The sequence below is a fragment of the Mesorhizobium tianshanense genome (assembly GCF_007830515.1).
Taxonomy (GTDB): domain Bacteria; phylum Pseudomonadota; class Alphaproteobacteria; order Rhizobiales; family Rhizobiaceae; genus Mesorhizobium; species Mesorhizobium tianshanense.
On the sequence record NZ_VLKT01000018.1, the window covers coordinates 110,701 to 133,836 of the forward strand.

Here is a 23,136-nt window from a genome sequence, read left to right on the forward strand (position 1 = left end):
GCCTTCCGTTGCAAGGCAAACAGGAAACACCTTCCCGGGTGATTTGAGAAACGAAGAAAGCGAGGAGCAGCTGTGACCGTTGTTCACACCGTCAAGCGGCGTTAGCCGGCCAACACCTTGCCATGGGATTTGGGCGGAGCCGCTGAGGCAGTTGCACGACCAACCAGCGCCGTCATGATCTCGGCGGCGGCAAGTGCCGCGATCACCTGCGGGCGCTTGTCCTTGACCGCATCGCCGCCGATCGGCGAGACGAGGCGGGCGAATTCCGCTTCGCTGCCGCCCGCCGACTTCAGGAACCAGTTGCTGAACGTCGCCTTTTTGGTCTTCGAGCCGATCATGCCGACATACGCGGTATCGCGGCGTTTCAGAGCCTCGGCGAGGATCAGGAAATCCAACGCGTGATCGTGGGTAAGAATGACGAAGGCGGTTCCGGCAGGGGCCTGGCGCACCATCGCCTCGGGCATCGGCGTCAGGATGGTTTCGACCGTGTCGGGCATGCCCTCCAGCGCCTCGGCCCGCGTCTCGACGACGATGAGGTGCACCGGCAGCAAGGCCACCGCCGACGCCAGCGCCTGGCCGACATGGCCGCCGCCGAAGACGTAGACATGCGGCAGCTGCGCTTCCTCGGCTTCCGCATTGCGAATGAGTTCGGCCTCGAGGGCCGCGTCAACCGGCCGTATCGATACCTCGACTCTGCCACCGCAGCATTGGCCGATCTCGGGTCCGAGCGGGACGTCGAGCGTGGCGCTGACACCCCTCCCCCTTGAGGAGGGGGCGGCGAAGCCGCCGGGTAGGGTCGCCGCGGCAGTGCTCGACATTTTCTTAGGTCTCGTGCTCCCTCTACCGACCCCCTCTGGCCGCTTCGCGGCCATCTCCCCCTCAAGGGGGGAGAAGAGCAGCTGCCGCGCCTTGTCGATCGCCATATATTCGAGCTGGCCGCCGCCGATCGTGCCAAAAATCGCCGCGCCCGAGACGAGCATGAATGCGCCCTTCTCGCGCGGGGTCGAACCTTTTGTCCCGGCCACCTCGACCAGGGCGACCCGGCCGGCGCCGGCGAGAAAGGCTTTCAGGCTTTGCACTTTCGAGTTCATTTTTCGCATTCCCGAAGGGAAATATAGAGTTTTTCAGCCCGATTTGCACGTTTTCGTCCGACTCAGACCCCCGCCCTGACCTCGCCCTTCAGCCGTTCGATCGCCATCAGCACCCGCTCCGGCGTCGCCGGCGCGTCGAGGCGCGGGCAGATCCGATGGTCCGCAACGCTCGCCACCGCATCCGACAGCGCATGCAGCACCGACATGCCGAGCGGAAATGGCGGCTCGCCAACCGCCTTGGAGCGGTGCACCGTCGGCTCGTGTGCCTCGGGCCAGTCGGCCAGCGTCACGTTGAATATCTTCGGCCGGTCGGAAGCCAAGGGGATCTTGTAGGTCGAAGGCGCATGGGTGCGCAGCCGGCCCTTGTCGTCCCACCACAATTCCTCCGTCGTCAGCCAGCCCATGCCCTGGATGAAGCCACCCTCGACCTGGCCGAGATCGATGGCGCGATTCAGCGAGCGGCCGGTCTCGTGCAGGATATCGGTGCGCTCCACCATGTATTCGCCGGTCAACGTGTCGACCGAGACTTCCGAGCAAGCCGCGCCATAGGCGAAATAGTAGAAGGGATGACCCTCGCCCTTATCCCTGTTCCAGTGGATTTTCGGCGTCTTGTAGAAGCCAGCCGCCGAAAGCTGGATGCGCGCCATATAAGCTTGCTTGACGAGGTCGGCGAAGGCGATCTCCTGGTTACCGATGCGCACCCGGTTTGGCAGGAACAGCACCTGGTCGCGCGGCACCTGGTATTTTTCGGCGGCGAAATTGGTCAGGCGCTCCTTGATCTGCCGGGCTGCATTCTGCGCCGCCATGCCGTTGAGGTCGGAGCCGGAAGATGCGGCGGTGGCCGAGGTGTTCGGCACCTTGTCGGTTGTCGTCGCGGTGATCTTCACCTGGTCGAGGTCGATCTGGAATTCTTCGGCCACGACCTGCGCCACCTTGACATAGAGGCCCTGCCCCATCTCGGTGCCGCCATGGTTCAGATGCACCGAACCGTCGGTATAGACATGGACCAGCGCGCCGGCCTGATTGTAGTGCGTGGCGGTGAACGAGATGCCGAACTTGACCGGCGTCAGCGCCAGCCCGCGCTTGATGAAGCGGCTGTTGGCGTTGAAGGCCTCTATGACGCGGCGGCGCCTCGCATAGTCGCAACTCGCCTCCAGCTCGGCAACGATGCGGTGGATGATGTTGTCCTCGACCGTCTGGTGATAGGGCGTGATGTTGCGGTCTGAGGTGCCATAAAAGTTCTTCTTGCGGATTTCGAGCGGGTCCTTGCCGACGGCAAAGGCGACTTCGTCGATGACGCGTTCGGCGCCGACCATACCTTGCGGCCCGCCGAAGCCACGGAAGGCGGTGTTCGACACGGTGTTTGTGTAGAGCGGCGCCGATTGCGCATGCACCGCCGGCCAGAAATAGGTGTTGTCGCAGTGGAACAGCGCGCGGTCGGTGACCGGGCCGGACAGGTCCGCCGAGAAGCCGCAGCGCGCCGCGAACATGAAATCGACGCCGAGGATATTGCCGTCGTCGTCGAAGCCGACCTCGTAGTCGACGAGGAAGTCGTGGCGCTTGCCGGTGGCGATCATGTCGTCGTCGCGGTCCGGCCGGATCTTCACGGCGCGATGGTGCTTCTTGGCAGCTATCGCCGCGAGCGCGGCAAACTGATTGCCCTGTGTTTCCTTGCCGCCGAAGCCGCCGCCCATACGGCGGATTTCGACCGTGACGGCATGGCTCGGCACGCCCAGTGCGTGGCTGACCATGTGCTGGACTTCGCTCGGATGCTGGGTCGAGGAATAAATCGTGACGTCCTGATCCTCGCCGGGAATGGCCATGGCGATCTGGCCTTCGAGATAGAAATGGTCCTGGCCGCCGACCCGCATCTGGCCTTTGAGGCGGCGCGGCGCCGCTTTGATCACAGCCGCGGCATCGCCGCGCTTCAGAGTCAGCGGCGGGGTGACCAGCTTGTCCTTGCGGGGATCGAGTTCGCCGATGTCGGTGACGAAAGGCAATTCCATGTATTCGACCTTGGCCAGCCTTGTGGCGCGGCGCGCCTGCTCGCGCGTTTCGGCAATGACGCAGAAGATCGGCTGGCCGAAGAACTGCACCTTGCCGTCGGCCAGCACCGGCTCGTCGTGGCGGCCGGTCGGCGAAATATCGTTTTCGCCCGGCACGTCGCTGGCCGTCAGCACGTCGACCACACCAGGTGCTGCGCGCACCGCCGACAGGTCCATGCTGGCGATCATGGCGTGGGTGGCCGTCGAAAGCCCGAGGCAGCCATGCAGCGTGCCTGCCGGTTCCGGCATGTCGTCGATATAGACGGCCGTTCCGCGGACATGCTTGTGCGCGGAATCATGGCGCTGGTCGGTGGCAACGCCGCCGGAAATTTTTTGCGCCTTGAGGTTAGGAGCGTGCTTGGTCATCAAGCCGCCTCGTGCCGCGACATCTGGATCGGCGCCTTGGTACCACTGGTTTCGGCAAAGAAGCGCAGCAGCAGGTTACGCGCCGCCAGCGCCCGGTATTCGGCCGAAGCGCGCATGTCGGTCAGCGGGGTGAAATCCCTGGCGTACTCGGCCATCGCCACCTGCACCGTCTCTTCCGTCCAAGGCTTGCCAAGCAACGCATTTTCCACGCTGAAAGCCCGCTTCGGCGTCGCCGCCATGCCGCCATAGGCTATGCGCACCTCCGCCGCCGTGCCATCCCTGGCCAGGGTCAGCAGGAACGCGCCAAGTGCCGCGGTGATGTCCTCGTCACGGCGCTTGGTGATCTTGTAGACGGCGAATTTGATGTCTCTGCCCGGCACCGGGACATGCACGGCCTCGACGAATTCGCCCGGCTGCCGGTCCTGCTTGCCATAGGCGATGAAGAAATCTTCGAGCGGGATCGCCCGCCGCCTGTTGCCCCGGCGCAGCGTCAACCGCGCACCGAGTGCGATCAGCGGCGGCGGCGTGTCGCCGATCGGCGAGCCGTTGGCGATGTTGCCGCCGATCGTGCCCATATTGCGCACCTGGTCGCCGCCGATCCGATCGAACAGCGGCCCTAGCGCCGGGATGCGCTTGGCTAGCGTCGAGAAGGCTTCGGTATAGGTGACGCCAGCGCCGATCGAGATGATGCCGTTGTCTTCAGAAATCGTACTTAGCCCGTCGAGATTGCCGATGAAAATCGCCGGCGCAATATCGCGCATATGTTTGGTCACCCACAGGCCTACATCGGTCGAACCGGCAACGATGGTGGCACCTGGCTCTTTGTCGAACACGCTGGCCAGATCATCGGCATCGGCCGGCACAACCAGCCGCTGCTTGCCCGAGCCGATCTCGATGCGCGCGCCGTCTTTCATGGCCGCGAGCTTCGTCGCAATCGTCTTGCGCTCCGCCGCCAGCGGATCCTTTGCGGCCTCGCCGTAGCTGGAAATGGCGCGTGCGGCACGGGCGATTGCCTCGTAGCCGGTGCAGCGGCAGAGATTGCCCTGCAGCGCTTTTTCGACGGCTGCACCTGAAGGTTCAGGTGACCGCATCCACAGGGCATAAAGCGACATGACGAAGCCCGGCGTGCAGAAGCCGCATTGCGAGCCGTGGAAGTCGACCATCGCCTGCTGCACCGGATGCAGCTTTCCCCCTTCGCCGCGCAGATGCTCGACGGTCACGACATGGGTGCCGTCGAGCGAGCCGAGGAAGCGGATGCAGGCGTTGACGCTTTCATAAACCAGACGGCCGGATGAGAGCCTTCCGACCAGCACGGTGCAGGCGCCGCAATCGCCTTCGGCGCAACCTTCCTTGGTGCCACGCAGCGAGCGGTTGAGCCTGAGCCAATCGAGCAACGTCGCGTCGGGCGTGACAGTCGTCAGCGCCATGTCCTCACCGTTCAGGATGAAGCGGATCTCATTGCGGGTCTTGACCTTGGCCATGTCTCAGCTCCCCCGGTAAGTTGAATAGCCGTAGGGCGAAACGAGCAGCGGCACATGATAGTGCACTGGCTCGGCCAGGCCGAAGCGGATCGGCACGCTGTCGAGGAAGGCCGGTTCCGGCAACTTTGTTCCCTGTCGGCGCAGATAGTCACCGGCCGCGAAGACCAGCTCGTATTGACCGGTGCGGAATTCCGCGCCGGCCAGCAGCGGCGTGTCACAGCGGCCGTCGGCATTGGTGATCGCCGTCTTAAGATGCGTCCGCATGTCGCCGTTGAGGCGGTAAAGCTCGATCGACAAGCCTGCCGCCGGCCTGCCGGTCGCGGTGTCGAGGACATGGGTCGTCAGACGTCCGCCTTCGGCTTTCGACGTTTCCGCCACTGGCTGCTCCCATTCCCGGTACGGTCGAACATGCCCGGTACAGTCGAACATGTTTGACGAATTGTGCGCCAATTAAAGGCGATGCATAAGTCCCGGTCGAGCGAAGTGCTGCAAAAACACTTTCAAAAATTTCGGGGGAATGCGCGAGCGGCCCTTTCGACTATCCTGATCACACCATCCGGCAGGAGCGACGATGCGTTACGAACGAGACATGCGCGGCTACGGCGCCAATCCGCCGGATCCGAAATGGCCAGGCGGGGCGCATGTCGCGGTGCAATTTGTCGTCAATTACGAGGAGGGCGGCGAAAACTGCATCCTGCACGGCGACAAGGCTTCGGAAGCCTTCCTGTCCGAGATCGTCGGCGCCGCGGCCTGGCCTGGCCAGCGCCATTGGAACATGGAATCCATCTACGAGTATGGCGCCCGCGCCGGCTTCTGGCGATTGCTGCGCCTGTTCACCGAGGCTGAGGTGCCGGTCACCTGCTATGGCGTCGCCTCAGCGCTTGCGCGTTCGCCCGACCAGGTTGCGGCGATGCAGGAGGCCGGCTGGGAAATTGCCTCGCATGGCCTGAAATGGATCGACTATCGCGATCATGCGCCGGAGGACGAGCGCCGCGATATGGAAGAGGCGATCCGGCTGCACTACGAGGTGACCGGGGCACGGCCGACCGGCTGGTACACCGGCCGCACGTCGATCAACACCGTGCGGCTGGCCGCGGAAGAGGGCGGCTTCGACTATGTATCGGACACCTATGATGACGAATTGCCATACTGGTTCGAGCATGATGGCAACCAGAAGCCGCAGCTCATCATCCCCTACACGCTCGATGCCAACGACATGCGTTTCGCCACGCCGCAAGGCTTCAACTCGGGCGACCAGTTCTTCGCCTATTTGAAGGACAGTTTCGACACGCTCTATGCCGAGGGCAAGGCAGGGCGGCCGCGCATGATGAATATCGGCTTGCACTGCCGCCTCGTCGGCCGGCCGGGCCGGACCGCGGCGCTCAAGCGTTTTGTCGATTACGTCAAATCGCACGACAAGGTCTGGCTGGCGCGGCGCATCGACATCGCAAGGCACTGGCAAGAGGTCCATCCGTTCCGGCAGCCCTCGCTGCGCCCGTCGAAAATGGAATTCGAGGCCTTCGTCCGGGCTTTCGGCGGCGTGTTCGAGCATTCGCCGTGGATCGCCGAGCGCGCCTACGAGCTGGAACTCGGCCCGGCGCATGACAGTGCCGGCGGCCTGCACAATGCGCTGTGCCGTGTCTTTCGCGGCGCCAGCGAGGCCGAGCGGCTCTCGGTGCTCAACGCCCATCCCGACCTTGCCGGAAAACTGGCCCAGGCCAAAAGGCTGACGGCGGAATCGACCAGGGAACAGGCTTCCGCCGGGCTCGACGCGCTGACCGACAAGGAGCGCGAGCTGTTCTCCAAGCTCAACGCCGCCTACGTCACCGGTTTCGGCTTCCCCTTCATCATCGCGGTGAAAGGCAAGACCAAGCAGGATATCCTGGCGGAGTTCGAGGCGCGTATCGGCAACAGCCGCGGCGTCGAATTCGAAACCGCCTGCAAACAGGTCGAGCGCATCGCACTGCTTCGCCTCAAGGATTTACTTCCACAATAGGCTTTGGCTTCCACAATAGGCTTTTAACTTTATGGATATGATCAAAATGGCCGACCGAACCTACTACGCGCCGCATGGCGGCCACCCCGGCCAGAGCGAGTTGCTGACCGGCCGCGCCGTCTTCACCGAGGCCTATGCCGTCATCCCCAGGGGCGTGATGCAGGACATCGTCACCAGCGCCTTGCCGTTCTGGGATGAGACCCGCGTCTGGGTGCTGTCGCGCCCGCTGTCGGGATTTGCCGAGACGTTTTCGCAATACATCGTCGAGATCGCGCCCGGCGGTGGCAGCGACCGGCCGGAACCGGATGCCGGCGCAGAGGGCGCCTTGTTCGTGGTCGAGGGCGAGCTGACCGTCTTGGTTGCCGGCGAGATGCATATGTTGCTTCCAGGCGGTTTTGCTTTCCTGCCTCCGGCCAGCGGATGGACCGTTCGCAACGAGAGCGGTGCTGCCGTTCGCTTCCACTGGATCCGCAAGGCTTACGATGCTGTCGAAGGCATCGACGTTCCGCAAGCCTTCTTTGCCAACGAATGGGACATCGCTCCGAGCCCGATGCCCGGCACCGATGGGCGCTGGGCGACGACGCGCTTCGTCGACCCGGCCGACATGCGCCACGACATGCATGTCACCATCGTCACGCTCGAGCCGGGCGCGGTCATCCCCTTCGCCGAGACCCATGTCATGGAGCACGGCCTCTATGTGCTGGAAGGCAAGGCGGTCTACCGCCTCAACCAGGACTGGGTCGAGGTCGAGGCCGGCGACTATATGTGGCTGCGCGCCTTCTGTCCGCAGGCCTGCTATGCCGGCGGTCCGGGAAAGTTCCGCTACCTGCTCTACAAGGACGTCAACCGGCACGCCAAGCTCGGCGGCGCCGGCGTCGCGGGACGCGCGCCATGAGCCGCATCGTCGCGCGGCCGCTGACCCGTGAGAGCTTCGCCGAGTTCGGCGACGTCATCGATATCGGCGGTGACAACCACTATCCGATCAATGGCGGCAAGGCGGAGCGCTATCACGACCTCGCCACCGCCGAGGCACAGGGACCGAACGCGCGCGTGCTGATCTCGATGGTGCGCGGCACGCCTTACGCCTTCCCGCTGAAGCTGACGATGGTCGAGCGCCATCCCTTCGGCAGCCAGGCTTTCATCCCGCTGTCGCCACGACCGTTCCTGGTCATCGTTTGCCATGATGGCGACGAAGGTCCCGGCGAGCCGCACGCCTTCATCACCGCGCCCGGGCAAGGCGTGAACTATCCGCGCAATCTGTGGCACGGCGTGCTGACGCCGATCGGCGAGGCCCAGGATTTTCTCGTCGTCGACCGCGGTGGTGACGGTTCCAATCTCGAAGAGTGCCATCTCTCGCACGCTTACGAGATCTATCTCCCCGACGGGATGGCATGATGGCCGATATTTCGCTGATCGACCGCCTGCTCGACGTGATCGAGCACGACATCGTGCCGAAAACGGCTGAAGGCGTTGCCCACGGCAACAAGCTGTTCGGCGCGGCGATCCTGCGGAAAGACGACCGCTCGCTGGTGCTCGCCGAAACCAACAACGAGACGGAGAACCCGCTCTGGCATGGCGAGGTACACTGCCTGAAGCGGTTCTACGAAATGCCGAAGGCCGAACGCGTCGACTCCAAGGACGCCCTCTTCCTCGCCACGCACGAACCCTGCTCACTTTGCCTGTCGGCGATCACCTGGACCGGCTTCGACAATTTCTACTATCTGTTCAGCCACGAGGATTCGCGCGACAGCTTCGCCATCCCGCACGACCTGAAGATCCTGAAAGAGGTCTTCACCCTCGATCCCGGCGGCTACAATGCCGAGAACGCCTATTGGAAGAGCTTTTCGATCCACAGGCTGGTGCGGTCTTTGCCCGAGGCCGAGCGCCGGCGGCTGGAAACGCGGATCGGCAAGATCTCCGCGCGCTACGACGAACTGTCCGGGGCCTATCAGGCGAACAAGGCCGAAAACGACATTCCGCTGAGTTGACGCGGATTGACCAGCCGAATTCGTTGGCTGGCCCACGACGCGGCAGACTTGGGCTCCATCATGCGGTCAGCTAGGAGCCCCGCATGAAAACCGTCACCGAATTTCCTCGCAAGGTCGTCGAATTTCCTGATATGGCCATCGTCATGCCGGACGGCTGCCGGCTGTCGGCGCGGGTGTGGATGCCGGAGGACGCCGGCGACGATCCGGTGCCGGCGATCCTCGAACACCTGCCCTATCGCAAGCGCGACGGCACGATCTTTCGCGATCAGCTGACGCATCCCTATTTCGCCGGCCACGGCTATGCCTCGATCCGCGTCGATATGCGCGGCAATGGCGATTCCGAAGGGCTGATGGATGACGAATATTCCGAGCAGGAATTGCAGGACGCCTGCGACGTGATCGCCTGGGCGGCGGCGCAGCCCTGGTGCAACGGCAATGTCGGCATGATGGGCATCTCCTGGGGCGGCTTCAATTGCCTGCAGGTGGCGGCCAAGCGGCCGCCGGCGCTGAAAGCGGTGATCAGCCTGTGCTCGACCGTCGACCGCTATGCCGACGACATCCACTACAAGGGCGGCTGCCTGCTGATCGAGAACTTCGGCTGGGCCTCGACCATGCTGTCCTATTCGTCGCGGCCGCCGGACCCGCTGCTGGCCGGCGACAACAGATGGCGCGACCTGTGGCTGACCCGATTGGAGAACCAGCCTTTCCTGGCGCCGCTGTGGCTCAAGCACCCGCACCGCGACGCCTACTGGAAGCGCGGCTCTATCTGCGAGGACTATTCCGCCATCCAAGCCGCCGTGCTGTCGATCGGCGGCTGGCATGATGGCTATCGCAACACCATTTCCCACCTCGTCAGCAATATCGAGGCCCCGGTCAAGGGCATCGTCGGTCCCTGGATTCACAAATACCCGCATTACGCCGCACCCAAGCCCGCCATCGGTTTCCTGCAGGAAGCCTTGCGCTGGTGGGATCGCTGGCTGAAGGGCATCGATACCGGCGTCGAGGCCGAGCCGGCCTACCGCGCCTATGCGATGGACAGCGTGCGCCCGGCGCGCTGGCATCCGGGGCGGCCGGGCCGCTGGGTCGCGGAACAAGAGTGGCCGTCACCGAACATCACGACGCAAGTGATCGAACTGATCCCTGAAGGCCGCAAGCCGGCGATCGTCGCTTCGCCGCAAAGCTGCGGCCTTACCGGCGGCGAATATTTTCCCTTCACTTTCGGCCCGGAGCTGCCGGGCGATCAGCGCCCCGACGATGCACTATCGGTGTGTTTCGACCAGCCGGTGCTAACCGAGGCGATCGACATCGTCGGCGCGCCGGAAGTGCTGGTCAGGGTTTCGTCGGACCGGCCTCAAGCGAACATCGCGATCCGGCTGTGCGATGTGCACCCCGACGGCGCGTCGGAGCTGATCTCCTACGGCGTGCTCAACCTGACGCACCGCACCTCGCACGAATTCCCGCAAGCGCTTGTGCCGGGCGAAACCGTCACCGCCCGGGTCGTGCTCGACCAATGCGCCTATCGCGTGCCGGCCGGACACCGCCTGCGCATTGCCGTTTCGAACGCCTACTGGCCGATGATCTGGCCATCGCCGGAACCGGTTCGGCTCGAGCTGTCGGCAGCGACGTTGATGGTGCCGCTGCGCCCGCTTGCGCAAGGCGACGAAGTCACGTTCCCCACGCCCGAGGCAGCCGCGCCCTGGGCAACCGAAACGATCCGCGCCGCCAATTCCGAGCGTCATGTCGATCGCGACGAAAAGACCGGGACGATCACGCTTTCCATCACCGACGATTTTGGCGAGGTGCGCGATCTGGAGCACGGTCTTGCCAATGGCAGCATCGCCCGCGAGACATGGGCGATCCATCCTGACAATCCGCTGTCAGCGTCGGGCAAGACGCACTGGACGCAAACGCTGTCGCGAAATGGATGGTCGGTGCGATCCGAAACGTCAGCCGAAATGCGGTCCGACGCGGAAAACTTCATGGTTAGCGCCAGAATCGAGGCGTATGAAGGCGAAAACCTAGTTTTCGAGCGCAATTTCGAGGAGATAATCCCGCGCGCGCTGCTTTGAGCGCTTATGGGAATTGGTCCAATTGCGACGTACGATTTACGCCACGGCATGTCGCATTCGGCCTTGCTTACGGCTTTCCCTTGCGGTCATTATTCTCCTCACAAGAAACGAGAAGAACGGCCACAAGGTCGAACCATACAGAGTGAGGAACTCAACATGTCAAACGAACTGGAATTTCTCAGCCTCCGCGTCGCTTCCGGCAAACTCAGCCGTCGTGATTTTCTCGGCCGGGCGGCAGCGCTCGGCGTCACCGCAACCTTCGCCAACTCGCTGCTTTCAAGTGCGGCGCGCGCCGCTGGCCCGGTCAAGGGCGGTATACTGAAGGCCGGCCTGGTCGGCGGCGAGTCCACCAACAGCCTCGATCCGGCCCTGTTCATGACCCAGGTACCGTTCGCCTTCGGCAAGATGTGGGGCGAACTGATCGTCGAGCTTTCCCCGGAGGGCAATCTCGAGAACCGCATCGCCGAGGAGATCGGCTCGTCTGACGATGCCAAGGTGTGGACGCTGAAGATCCGCGACGGCGTCGAATTCCACAACGGCAAGACGGTGACCGCCGAGGACGTGGCAGCCACGCTCGAACGCCATTCGGACGAGAAGTCGAAGTCCGGCGCGCTCGGCTACATGAAGGGCATAGAGAGCATCAAGGCCAGCGGCAAGGAAGTGGTGCTGACGCTGAAGGAACCCAATGCCGACCTGCCCTATCTGCTCAGCGACTACCATTTGATCGTCCAGCCCAATGGCGGCAAGGACGGGGCCGATGCCGGCATCTCGGCCGGGCCCTACAAGATCACCACCAACGAGCCCGGCGTCCGCCATGGCGGCGAGCGGTTTGCCAATTACTGGCAGGCCGACAAGATGGGCCACGCCGACCAGATCGAGATCATCGTCATCAACGACGCCACGGCGCGCACGTCGGCCCTGCAGGGCGGCCAGGTCAACATGATCAACCGCGTCGAGCCGAAGATCGTCGATCTGATCAAGCGCCTGCCCGGCGTCACCATCCGCAACCATGCCGGCCCCGGCCACTACGTCTTCATCATGCACTGCAACACGGCGCCGTTCGACAACAACGATCTGCGCACGGCGCTGAAGCTGGCGATCAACCGCGAGGAGATGCTCGACAAGATCCTCAGAGGTTACGGCTCGCTCGGCAACGACTTCCCGATCAACTCGGCCTATCCGCTGTTTTCCGATGACATCGAGCAGCGCACATACGATCCCGACAAGGCCAAGTTCTACTACAAGAAGTCCGGCCATGACGGCGCCATCCTGCTCAGGACATCGGATGTTGCCTTCCCCGGCGCCGTCGATGCCGCGCAACTCTTCCAGCAGAGCGCTGCCAAGGCCGGCATCACTCTGGAGGTCAAGCGCGAACCGGGCGACGGCTACTGGTCGGAAGTCTGGAACAAGCAGCCCTTCTCCGCTTCCTACTGGGGCGGCCGCTCGACGCAGGACCAGATGTATTCGACCGCCTATCTGTCGACGGCGGACTGGAACGACACGCGTTTCCTGCGTCCGGATTTCGACAAGATGGTGCTGGCGGCGCGCGCCGAGCTCGACAACGACAAGCGCAAGGCGATGTATCGCGACATGGCGATGCTCGTCCGCGACGAGGGCGGCCTGATCCTGCCGATGTTCAACCAGTTCATCGACGCGACGGGTGCCAAGGTCGCCGGCTGGGTCGACGATCCGCATCAGGAGCTGATGAACGGATACGCTCTGGCAAAGTGCTGGCTCGAAGCCTGAGCCCGGCCTTGCGGATATGTCCTCACCCATCGTGAAACTGGTGGCCCAGCGCATTGCGCTGGGCATCCTCCTGCTGTTGGCCGTATCGGTCCTGATTTTCGCCGGCACCCAGATCCTGCCCGGCGACGTCGCGCAAGCCATCCTCGGACAGTCGGCGACGCCGGAGTCGCTTGCCAATCTGCGCGAGCAGCTCGGCCTCAACGACCCGGCCTTTATCCGCTATTTCCGCTGGCTCGGCGGCGTCGTGACCGGCGATCTCGGCACCGCGATGTCGAGCGGACAGGATATTGCGACGTCGATCAAGGGGCGGTTGTGGAACACGCTGTTCCTCGCCTTCTGGGCGGCGGCCGTGGCCGTGCCGCTGGCGATCATCCTCGGCTTGATCGCCGTGCGTTACCGCAATGGCTGGGTCGACAAACTGATCTCCGGACTGGCGCTCGCCTCGACGTCGTTTCCCGAGTTCTTCATTGGCTACGTGCTCGTCTATTTCTTTGCCGTGAAGTACCAGATCTTCCCCGGTATCTCGACGGTCTATGACGGAATGCCATTCGGCGAGCGCATGCAGGCGATCATGCTGCCGGCGGCGGCACTGACACTGGTGGTGCTCGCCCACATGATGCGCATGACGCGCGCCGCGATCCTAAACGTCATGCAGTCGGCCTATGTCGAGACGGCGGAGCTCAAGGGGCTTTCGGCATTCGCCGTCATTCGCAGGCACGCCTTTCCCAATGCGATCGCGCCGATCATCAACGTCGTCATGCTCAACCTCGCCTACCTGATCGTCGGCGTCGTCGTGGTCGAGGTGATCTTCGTCTATCCGGGCATGGGGCAATATCTGGTCGACCACGTCACCAAGCGCGACGTGCCGGTGGTGCAGGCGGTCGGCCTGATCTTCGCCGCCGTATACATCAGCCTGAACATCATTGCGGACATAGCGGCGATTATCGCCAATCCGCGCCTCAGACACCCGAAATAGGGAGCGGGCATGCTCGACATAAAACGCATCCCCATCCCCGCGCTGATCGGCCTGGTGCTGACGGCATTGTTCGTGCTGGCGGCGATATTCGCGCCGTGGATCGCGCCATACGGCAATGGCGAGATCGTCGGCGATGTCTGGGGGCCGATGTCGGCGGCGCACTGGCTGGGCACCGACAATCTGGGCCGCGACCTTCTTTCGCGCATGATCTACGGTGCCCGTATCACCCTGTTCATCGCGGTGCTGGCCACCGCGCTATCCTTCTCGCTCGGTGCCATCCTCGGTTTCTCGGCGGCGGTTTTCGGCGGCTGGTTCGACACGCTTTTGTCGCGTCTTGTCGATCTCCTGATGTCGATCCCGACGCTGATCATGGGCCTCGTCGTGCTCTCGGTGCTGCCGTCCAATCTGGTGACGCTGATCCTGGTGATGGGTATTCTCGATTCGACCCGCGTCTATCGCCTGTCGCGCGCGGTCGCCGTCGACATCAACGTCATGGATTTCGTCGAGGCGGCCAAGCTGCGCGGCGAGGGCAGCGTGTGGATCATCTTCCGCGAGATCCTGCCCAATGCGTTGTCGCCGCTGGTCTCGGAACTCGGCCTCCGCTTCATCTATGCCGTGCTGTTCCTGTCGACGCTGTCCTTCCTCGGCCTCGGCGTGCAGCCGCCGGACGCCGACTGGGGCGGCATGGTCAAGGAGAACAAGGACGGCATCGTTTTCGGCATCGCGGCCGCACTCATCCCGGCAGCGGCGATCGCAGCGCTGGCGATCTCGGTCAATCTGGTTGCCGACTGGGTGCTCAACCGCACGACAAGCCTGAAGGGAGGACGAGGGTAATGGCTGACAAGCAACCGAAGTCCGACATCCTGCTCGACATCCGCAATTTGCGCATCGAGGCGACGGTCTACCCGCCGGGCGAGCCGCCGAAGAATATCACGCTTGTCCACGACGTCTCGCTGACGCTCGAGAAGGGCAAGGTGCTCGGCCTGATCGGCGAGTCCGGCGCCGGCAAGTCGACCATCGGCTTGTCTGCGATGGGCTATGGCCGCGGCGGCGTTCGCATCACCGGCGGCGAGGTCATCCTAAACGGCCGCGACATCCTCAAGGGCGGCAAGGAGGGCTTTCGCAAGTTGCGCGGCCGCGAAGTCTGCTATGTCGCGCAATCGGCGGCGGCGGCTTTCAACCCGGCGCACAGACTGATGGACCAGGTGGTCGAGGCGACGCTGCTGCACGGCACGGCGACACGCGCCGCGGCCGAAAAGCGCGCAGTCGCGCTGTTCAAGAAGCTCAGCTTGCCTAACCCGGAAAGCATCGGCGAACGCTTTCCCCACCAGGTGTCGGGCGGTCAGCTGCAGCGCGTGATGACGGCGATGGCGCTCTGTTCCGAACCCGACCTGATCGTCTTCGACGAGCCGACCACAGCGCTCGACGTGACGACGCAGATCGACGTGCTGGCGGCGATCAAGGACGCCATCCGCGACACCCATGTCGCAGCGCTCTACATCACCCACGACCTTGCCGTCGTCGCCCAGGTGTCGGACGAGATCATGGTGCTGCGCCATGGACGGCTGGTCGAATGGGGCGGCACTCGCCAGATCATCAAGGAACCGCGCCAGGAGTATACCAATGCGCTGGTGTCCGTGCATGAGATCGAGCACCAGGAGCAGAAGCCCGGCACGACACCGTTCCTGTCGGTCAAGAACATCACCGCCGCCTATGGCCGCAGCCATATCAAGGTGCTGAAGAACGTCTCGGTCGATATTTACCCGGGCCAGACGCTGGCGGTCGTCGGCGAGTCCGGTTCGGGCAAGTCGACGCTGGCGCGCGCCGTAACCGGCCTCTTGCCGCCCGAAGAGGGCACCGTCACCTTCGATGGGCGTCCGCTCGCCAACCGGCTCGCCGACCGGCCGAAGGAGGATCTGCGCCAGTTGCAGATGATCTACCAGATGGCCGACGTGGCGATGAATCCGCGCCAAACCGTCGGCACCATCATTGGCCGGCCGCTCGAATTCTATTTCGGGCTGCGCGGAAGGCAACGCGACGCCCGCGTCGCCGAACTGCTCGACAAGATCGAGATGGGCAAGGGTTTCATCGACCGCTACCCGGCCGAGCTTTCCGGCGGCCAGAAGCAGCGCGTCTGCATCGCCCGCTCGCTCGCCGCCAAGCCGAAGCTGATCATCTGCGACGAGGTGACCTCGGCGCTCGACCCGCTGGTGGCCCACGGCATCCTTGAGCTGCTGCTCGAGCTGCAGAAGGAGGAAAACGTCGCCTATCTGTTCATCACCCACGATCTCGCGACGGTGAAGTCGATCGCCGATTCGATCGCGGTGATGTATCGCGGCGAGGTGGTGCGCTACGGCGCGAAGAGCCAGGTGCTGACGCCCCCCTTCGACGCTTATACCGACCTTCTCTTGTCCTCCGTCCCCGAAATGGAGATCGGCTGGCTGGAAAAGGCGATCAAGGGACGGCGCATGGCCAGCGCGGGGAATTAGGCAGCTCGCGATATTGCGGCCCGAAAAGCGCAACAAACCTTGCTTCCGTCATGCGGATGAAACGCGGCGCGAAGAGGATCAGCGCGAACGGGCGCCGCCCGTGCAAAAGCTGTTCTTCGTGAAAAGGGGACTTGGACAATGACGACTGAACTCGACCATCTCGCGGACCTTGCCGGAAAGGGCCGGATATCACGCCGCGGCTTCCTCGGCCGCGCCGCAGCCCTTGGCGTATCGGCGGCGCTGGCGTCGACGCTGGCCGGCAAAGCCTTCGCCCAGACGCCAGTGAAAGGCGGCACGATCAAGGCCGGCCTGCAAGGCGGCGAATCGACCAACAGTCTCGATCCGGCGCTGAACCTCAGCCAGGTCACGTTCAGCTTCTGCAAGCAATGGGGCGAGTTTCTTGTCCGCTTGAAGCCCGACGGCGGCGTGGAGAACCTCATCGCCGAGGAGATCGGCGCGTCCTCGGACGCTAAGACCTGGACGATCAAGGTGCGCGACGGCATCGAGTTCCACAATGGCAAGACCGTCACCGCTGAGGACATCGCGGCTACCATCGAACGCCATGCCGACGAGAAATCGAAGTCGGGCGCGCTCGGCATCCTGAAGAACATCAAGGCGGTCAAGGCAAGCGGCAACGAAGTGATCGTCGCTCTTGGCGACGCCGATGCCGATTTTCCCTATCTGATGGCCGACTACCACCTCGTCATCCAGCCGAACGGCGGCAAGGACGATCCGAATGCCGGCATCAGCGCCGGCCCTTACAAAGTCACAGTCAACCAGCCGGGCGTCCGCCATGGCGGCGAGCGTTTCGCCAATTACTGGCGGGGCGACAAGGCCGGCCATGCCGATCAAATCGAGATCATCGTCATCAACGACGCAACGGCGCGGCTTGCTGCCCTGCAGGGCGGCCAGGTCCATATGATCAACCGTGTCGAGCCGAAGGTGGTGGATCTGGTCAAGCGCATCGCCGGTGTGACCATCGAGAACGTCGCTGGCAGAGGGTATTACCCGTTCAACATGTTCTGCGACACCGCACCCTTCGACAACAACGACCTCAGGATGGCGCTGAAGCTCGCCATGGATCGCGACGAACTGCTGGAGAAGATCCTGCGCGGCTATGGTTCGGCCGGCAACGACTTCCCGATCAACGAAGCCTATCCGCTGTTCTCGACCGATATCGAGCAGCGCAAGTTCGATCCGGAAAAGGCCGCCGCGCTTTACAAGAAATCGGGTCACATTGGCTCAGTCCTGCTGCGCACCTCCGACGTCGCCTTCCCGGGCGCCGTCGATGCCGCCCAGCTCTACCAGCAGTCCTGCGCCAAGGCCGGCATCAAGATCGAGATCAAGCGCGAGCCCGGCGACGGCTACTGGTCCGAGGTCTGGAACAAGCAGCCCTTCTCGCTGTCCTACTGGGGTGGGCGGGCCACGCAGGACCAGATGTACTCCACCGGCTATGTCTCCACCGCCGACTGGAACGATACGCGCTTCAAGCGGCCGGAGTTCGACAAGATGCTGTTTACCGCACGTGCCGAGCTCGACCAGGCCAAGCGCAAGGCGATCTATCACGACATGGCGGTGCTGATGCGCGACGAGGGCGGATTGATCGTGCCCTTCTTCAACCAATTCATCGATGCCGCCGCCAGCAACAAGATCAGCGGCTATGTCAAGAACCCTAACGGCGAGATGATGGATGGCTATGCGCTCAACGAGTGCTGGCTCAATGCCTAGCATCCGATCCGTCTGATACGACTTCTAGAGCGCCGTGGGCCCAAGCGACACACGGCGCTCCAATCTCAACAGCCAAATCGCATGGAGCGGCCCATGGCGCTCGATACAAAACTTTTGCTCATCATCCTCGACGGCGTGCCTTATCGCAACTGGCGCCGGCTGATGGGCAATCTCGAAGGCTGGGTGCTATCGGGCGAGGCGCGCGTCTGGAAGATGCGCTCCGTGCTGCCGTCGACCTCGGCCTGCTGCTATGCCTCGATCCACACCGGCGTCGCGCCGCAGGTGCATGGCATATTGTCCAACGAGAACCGGTTCCGCGTCGAGCAACCGGACATCTTCTCCGAAGTCAGCAAGGCCGGCGGCAAGACGGGCGCGGTCACCCATTCCTACTGGTCCGAATTCTTCCGGGCCTATCCGTTCGATCTGGTCGAGGACATGGAGTTCGACGAGCCGGGCGGGCCGATCACGCACGGCCGTTTCCACACCATGACCGGCTACAATGCCAGGAACCAGATGACGCCGAGCGACGTCGACCTGTTCGCGACGCTGACCATGCTGACCAGGCGCCACGGCATCGACTACGGCATCCTGCACACCTGCACGCTGGACTCGATGGGCCACCGCTTCGGTCATGACTGCCATGAGATGGACCATGCCGTCTATGCGATGGACGGCATGCTCGCCGCCTTCCTGCCGCGCTGGCGGGAAGCCGGCTACGAGGTGATCGTCACCGCCGATCATGGCCAGACCGATCGCGGCCATCATGGCGGCCATGACGACGAGATGCAGGATTTTGCGCTCTATTATTTTGGACCGGGCAAGGGGCCGGAGGCCGACATGCTGCTCGACCAGTTGCAGCTTGCGCCGACCGTGCTGAAAAGCCTTGGTGTACCGGTGCCGGCAACGATGAAGGCCAAGCCGTTCCTGGGCTGAGGGAGGCGACCACCAACGTTCGCGTCCCCCTCTCCCCGTCCCTTACGAGGAGAGGGTAAGGGTGAGGGGCAGCGCGAACGTTCAATGTGAACAGCCAGCGCTGGCGCCGCCCCTCATCCCCCTGCCGGGACCTTCTCCCCGTATAGACACGGGGAGAAGACACCCCTCTGGCAACGCTGCCGCTCTTCGGTTAGCTTTCAGAAAATTCCGGGCGGAAAGCGGTGAACCTTTTTGGGCCGATCGGCGACAGAGCAGACAAGAGCCAGGCGGCTCGACCGGCCATGACGGCAGCGACGGAGACCGATCGCGCGCTTGTCAGCCGGGTCGCGAAGGGCGACCGTGCCGCCGTGCGGCTCCTGTTCATGCGCCACCACGCGCGGGTCTACCGCTTCGTGGTCCGCCAGACGGGATCGGAAATGATGGCCGACGATATCGCGAACGAGGTGTTTCTCGAACTCTGGCGCCAGGCACCCGGCTTCGAGGGGCGCTCGGAAGTCTCGACATGGCTGCTCGGCATCGCCCGCTTCAAGGCGCTGTCGTCGCTGCGCAAGAAAAAGGAAGACTGGATCGACGACAATGACGCGGCGCAGGTGCCAGACAGCGCCGACACGCCGGAAGTCGTCACCATGAAGGAAGACAAGGGCGCCGCCTTGCGGCGTTTCGTCGATGCCTTGCCGGAAGAACACCGAACGGTGATCGACCTTGCCTATTACCACGGACAGTCGGTGACCGAGATCGGCGAGGTGCTTGGCATTCCGGTCGCCACGGTCAAGACCAGGATGTTCTACGCCCGCAAGAAACTCGGCGAGGCCCTCAAGGCCGCCGGTTACGACAGGGGGTGGCCATGAGCGCCGCTGAAAAGATGTCGCGCCGCGACGAAATGGAGACGCTGCTGCCGTTCTATCTGAACGGCTCGCTGGAAGGTGCGGAACTCGAAGCCATCGAGGAATGGCTGGCCTCCGACCCGGCAGCACTTGCCGCACTCGGCGAGGCCGAGGCCGAGTTCTCCGGCACCGCTGCCGCCAATGAGGCGATCCGCCCGCCGGCCGATGCGCTCGGCCGCTTCGCCCGGGCGCTAGACGCCGAGGCCGGCCCTGTGCGCCAGCCTGCGGCATCGTCCTGGCTGGCGCAGGCGTGGGGCCGCTTCATGGCGGTGCCCGCCGGCGTCGCCTGGGCCGCGGCCGCCGCTCTGCTGGCGCTTGTCGTGGTGCAGTCGTTTGAGCAGCCCGGCGGCATGGACGGCGATTTCGAAGTTGCCGGCCAGCAGGGCGATCTGGCGAAAATGCCGTTCGCGCTGGTGAAATTCAAGCCGGATGCGAAGATGGCCGACATTGCCGTCTTTCTCGGCGAAAACCAGTTGAAGATCGCCGGCGGGCCGACCGCTGAAGGCGTTTTCCGCCTTGGCATCCCGGCCACGACCGCGGCCGACTATGAAAAGGTGCTCGGCCTTATTGCCGCCCAGCCATTCGCGGAAGCTGTGGTCGAGGGAAGGAAACCGGTTGATGGCGGCTAGAGCATTTTGCAGCCAAAAATCTTCGTTTGGCGCCCGACAAAATGCGTTAGAACAAAGACCCGGAGCGCGGTTTTGGTTCCACCAAAACGCAAAGCGCTCCAGGGCGGTCATTGGATTTGCGGCGCTCCTTGGGGCGGCGATGACTATCGCGGCCGCGCCTGCCTTGGCGCAGAGCAATGATCCGAACCGCACCCAGGCGGAAATCGACTGCCTCAACCGGGCGACGGCGGCGGCCGACTGCGCCGAGGACGAAACTAAGGATGGCAGCGACGGTGCGGATTCCGCCGCGACAGGCGCGGTCTTTCTTCCCGCGCTGATCGTCGACCTGTTCCCCAATCCGGTTGGTGGCGGCCAGGCTCCGTTGCCGACGCCCGATCCGCGCCGCGATCCGGCCAGCGATGCGTTGCCGCCGCCGGCCTCGCCTGCCGATGCGGCAGCGATACAGGCCGCAGCCCCAGGCGGTCCGATCGTTTCGCCCTCCGATCTCGTCGCGACCGAGCCGCCGCGCGCCGTCGTCGGTGATTTCGTGCCCGACGAGGTGCTGGTGACGGTGGACGGCGACGCCGTCCAGCAGATCGCCGCCTCCTTCGGCCTCGAGGTGCGCTCGCAGCGCCAGTCCCAGCTGCTCGGCACCACGCTGGTGCGCTACGGCATTCCCGATGGCCGCCCGGTAGGCGTCGTGCTGGCGCAGCTTGCCGCCGACGGCCGCACCACGCGGCGCGAGCCCAACCATATCTACTCGCTGCAGCAGGCGACGGCCATCGTCAACTATGCCTTTGAGCGCATCGCCCTCGATTCGAAAGAGGCTAGCGGCGAGAATGTACGCGTCGCCGTCATCGACACCGCCATCGACGACACCAATCCGGCGCTCTCCGGCGTCATCGCCGATCAGTTCGACGCCATGCCCGACGTGCCGATCGAGGCGCGCGACCACGGCACCTCGATCGACGGCCTGATCGCCGGCGTCGGCGCGCTCAAAGGCATGGCGCCGGGCGCCAGGATCTATCACGCCCGCGCCTTCGAGGGCGGCAAGTCGAGCATGGACGTCATCCTTGCGGCGCTCGACTGGGCGGCAAGCCAAGATGTCCGCATCATCAATATGAGCTTTGTCGGCCCGAAGAACGACCTGCTCGGCGTCGCCTGCCGCAATGCTCGCGCCTTGGGCATCGTGCTGGTCGCCGCCGCCGGGAATAACGGGCCGAAGGCACCTTACGGCTACCCGGCCGCCTTCGACGGCGTCATCGCGGTGACCGCCACCGATGCGAAGGACGGGCTGATGCAGCAGGCCAATCGCGGCCCCTACGTCTTCCTCTCCGCCCCCGGCGTCGAGATGGTGGCGCCCAGCGGGGCCGGCTCGGACGTGGTCACCGGCACCTCGTTTGCCGCGGCGATCGTGACTGGTGCAATCGCCAATCTGTTGCATGCGGCGCCTGACCGTTCCGCCGACAATGTGGAGAAGGCACTGGCTGACACCGCCAGGGATCTCGGCCCCGAGGGGCGGGACAATGATTTCGGCTACGGGCTGTTGGACGCCAAAGCGGCCGAAGCGGCGGAAGAGTGAGTTTTGGGCAATATGCATTAAGGTCAAAACTCGTTGCCGCAGATGGGCGGAATGCGGACGACGCTCCGTTCCGCATTTAGCATCTCCTGATTGCATTGGACTAGCAAAACAGGCATTCACCGTTAGGGAAGCGTTCGAGGTGGCCATGGAAGAAAAAGCTGAATCGAAGAAATCGGCCCGCAAGCGTGCCGATGAAATTAAGCCGTTTCGCTGCAAACATCTGATCGCCGTCTTGGAGAATCCGACTGATGTGAAGAATATTGGAACGGTGATCCGGAATGTGAATGCCTTGGGTGTCGAGAAAGTTTATGTAGTCGACCCTCGCCGATCCCTGCCTGACGACTGGCAGGCTTTGCGCGATCGGAGATCGGTTTCAAAGACCTCTGTCTCCGCGGTGAAATGGACGTTTGTAAAGCGCTTTGACAGCACCGATGAGTGCTTTGACCATCTCGAAAGAAAAGGATTCAAGTCGATCGTTACGTCGCCTCATGTGAAAGGCAAGGCCAGCATTTTCCTTCACGAAGGCGACTACACCGCCCACGCCAAACTCGCAGTCTGGTTCGGCAGCGAAGCTATCGGCATCAGCGATCTGGCCGTCGAAAGAAGCGAGATGTGCGTCTGCGTTCCGATGTTCGGTATGATCGAAAGCCTTAACCTCGGAACAAGCTCAGGGATCGTTTTGTACGAAGTCACAAAGCAGAGGCGCGAATATCAAAGCAAGTACAGGCGGCGCGACCGAAAGGGGGAGCGCTCAACCCCATTGCCAACCGTTCCCCCCCCCAAGGCCAGTTCGGCCAAAGTCTGCAACGGGTCGATTGTGTTGAAAAAGTCCGGGTTGCAGCAGCCCTGAAGCACTGATTCAATCTTCGTCGTAAGAGGAGATTGAGTCGATGATGGGCGAGCAAAGTGTGATGCAGGAGGAGCTGTTTTACGGCTTCAGCCTGGAGCGGCATGTGCCGGCGGATCACCTGCTCAGAGCGATCGACCGCTTCGTCGACCTTTCCGCCATCCGCCAGCATCTGGCGCCCTTCTACAGCCCGATCGGCCGTCCCTCGATCGACCCTGAGCTGCTGATCCGCATGCTGATCGTCGGCTATTGCTTCGGCATCCGCTCGGAGCGCCGGCTGTGCGAGGAGGTACATCTGAACCTGGCC

The 23,136-nt window shown here is 63.5% G+C and carries 20 protein-coding genes; 16 read left to right on the forward strand and 4 right to left on the reverse strand.

Going from position 1 to position 23,136, the window contains the following annotated elements; genetic code table 11:
- Positions 1-101: 101 nt before the first annotated feature.
- The 4 genes from xdhC to uraH all read right to left on the reverse strand — a co-directional run bounded on the left by xdhC (position 102) and on the right by uraH (position 5,361).
- On the reverse strand, positions 102-1,091 hold the full coding sequence (xdhC, locus tag IQ26_RS16150) for a xanthine dehydrogenase accessory protein XdhC (RefSeq protein ID WP_145718925.1): 990 nt from the start codon (positions 1,089-1,091) through the stop codon (positions 102-104).
- Positions 1,092-1,153: 62 nt separating this feature from the next.
- On the reverse strand, positions 1,154-3,502 hold the full coding sequence (gene xdhB / locus IQ26_RS16155) for a xanthine dehydrogenase molybdopterin binding subunit (protein WP_145718927.1): 2,349 nt from the start codon (positions 3,500-3,502) through the stop codon (positions 1,154-1,156).
- Positions 3,502-4,983 carry a xanthine dehydrogenase small subunit gene (xdhA, locus tag IQ26_RS16160; protein ID WP_145718929.1) on the reverse strand — a complete coding sequence of 494 codons (1,482 nt, stop codon included), beginning with the start codon at positions 4,981-4,983 and terminating at the stop codon, positions 3,502-3,504. The genes xdhB and xdhA overlap by 1 nt, the downstream gene beginning before the upstream one ends.
- Before the next feature lie 3 nt (positions 4,984-4,986).
- Positions 4,987-5,361: a hydroxyisourate hydrolase gene (gene uraH, locus IQ26_RS16165; RefSeq protein WP_145718931.1), complete on the reverse strand. Its 375-nt coding sequence runs from the start codon at positions 5,359-5,361 to the stop codon at positions 4,987-4,989.
- A gap of 193 nt (positions 5,362-5,554) precedes the next feature.
- Here uraH and puuE point away from each other — a divergent pair, with 193 nt between their 5' ends.
- The 16 genes from puuE to IQ26_RS16245 all read left to right on the forward strand — a co-directional run.
- Positions 5,555-6,979, forward strand: a complete 1,425-nt coding sequence (gene puuE, locus IQ26_RS16170) for an allantoinase PuuE (protein WP_145718933.1) — start codon at positions 5,555-5,557, stop codon at positions 6,977-6,979.
- A gap of 31 nt (positions 6,980-7,010) precedes the next feature.
- Entirely contained in the window at positions 7,011-7,874 is an 864-nt protein-coding gene (locus IQ26_RS16175; RefSeq protein WP_145718935.1) for a bifunctional allantoicase/(S)-ureidoglycine aminohydrolase, read from the forward strand.
- The gene (locus tag IQ26_RS16180; protein ID WP_145718937.1) at positions 7,871-8,374 is read left to right on the forward strand and encodes an ureidoglycolate lyase; all 504 of its coding nucleotides are present in this window, start codon (positions 7,871-7,873) and stop codon (positions 8,372-8,374) included. The genes IQ26_RS16175 and IQ26_RS16180 overlap by 4 nt, the downstream gene beginning before the upstream one ends.
- A complete protein-coding gene (locus IQ26_RS16185; RefSeq protein WP_145718939.1) occupies positions 8,374-8,967 on the forward strand; it encodes a nucleoside deaminase in 594 nt (197 codons plus the stop codon). The genes IQ26_RS16180 and IQ26_RS16185 overlap by 1 nt, the downstream gene beginning before the upstream one ends.
- Positions 8,968-9,050: 83 nt before the next feature.
- A complete protein-coding gene (locus tag IQ26_RS16190) occupies positions 9,051-11,036 on the forward strand; it encodes a CocE/NonD family hydrolase (protein WP_145718941.1) in 1,986 nt (661 codons plus the stop codon).
- 156 nt (positions 11,037-11,192) lie between these two features.
- Positions 11,193-12,782: an ABC transporter substrate-binding protein gene (locus IQ26_RS16195; protein WP_145718943.1), complete on the forward strand. Its 1,590-nt coding sequence runs from the start codon at positions 11,193-11,195 to the stop codon at positions 12,780-12,782.
- 16 nt (positions 12,783-12,798) lie between these two features.
- Entirely contained in the window at positions 12,799-13,758 is a 960-nt protein-coding gene (locus IQ26_RS16200) for an ABC transporter permease (protein ID WP_145718945.1), read from the forward strand.
- Positions 13,759-13,767: 9 nt separating this feature from the next.
- Positions 13,768-14,592 carry an ABC transporter permease gene (locus IQ26_RS16205; protein WP_145718947.1) on the forward strand — a complete coding sequence of 275 codons (825 nt, stop codon included), beginning with the start codon at positions 13,768-13,770 and terminating at the stop codon, positions 14,590-14,592.
- Positions 14,592-16,247: an ABC transporter ATP-binding protein gene (locus tag IQ26_RS16210; RefSeq protein ID WP_145718949.1), complete on the forward strand. Its 1,656-nt coding sequence runs from the start codon at positions 14,592-14,594 to the stop codon at positions 16,245-16,247. The genes IQ26_RS16205 and IQ26_RS16210 overlap by 1 nt, the downstream gene beginning before the upstream one ends.
- 138 nt (positions 16,248-16,385) lie before the next feature.
- Entirely contained in the window at positions 16,386-17,975 is a 1,590-nt protein-coding gene (locus IQ26_RS16215; RefSeq protein ID WP_145718951.1) for an ABC transporter substrate-binding protein, read from the forward strand.
- Between the two features lie 93 nt (positions 17,976-18,068).
- Complete coding sequence (locus tag IQ26_RS16220; RefSeq protein ID WP_145718953.1) at positions 18,069-18,908, forward strand: alkaline phosphatase family protein; 840 nt, start codon at positions 18,069-18,071, stop codon at positions 18,906-18,908.
- Positions 18,909-19,189: 281 nt separating this feature from the next.
- Positions 19,190-19,756 (forward strand): sigma-70 family RNA polymerase sigma factor, encoded by a 567-nt coding sequence (locus IQ26_RS16225; RefSeq protein ID WP_145718955.1) that lies wholly within the window; start codon positions 19,190-19,192, stop codon positions 19,754-19,756.
- The gene (locus tag IQ26_RS16230) at positions 19,753-20,421 is read left to right on the forward strand and encodes an anti-sigma factor (protein ID WP_145718957.1); all 669 of its coding nucleotides are present in this window, start codon (positions 19,753-19,755) and stop codon (positions 20,419-20,421) included. The genes IQ26_RS16225 and IQ26_RS16230 overlap by 4 nt, the downstream gene beginning before the upstream one ends.
- A gap of 139 nt (positions 20,422-20,560) precedes the next feature.
- Positions 20,561-21,982 carry a S8 family serine peptidase gene (locus IQ26_RS16235; protein WP_167522687.1) on the forward strand — a complete coding sequence of 474 codons (1,422 nt, stop codon included), beginning with the start codon at positions 20,561-20,563 and terminating at the stop codon, positions 21,980-21,982.
- Between the two features lie 145 nt (positions 21,983-22,127).
- Complete coding sequence (locus IQ26_RS16240) at positions 22,128-22,832, forward strand: TrmH family RNA methyltransferase (RefSeq protein WP_145718961.1); 705 nt, start codon at positions 22,128-22,130, stop codon at positions 22,830-22,832.
- A 40-nt stretch (positions 22,833-22,872) separates the two neighbouring features.
- Positions 22,873-23,136, forward strand: a 264-nt coding sequence (locus IQ26_RS16245) for a transposase (RefSeq protein WP_145718963.1), incomplete at its 3' end; no start/stop codon positions are given.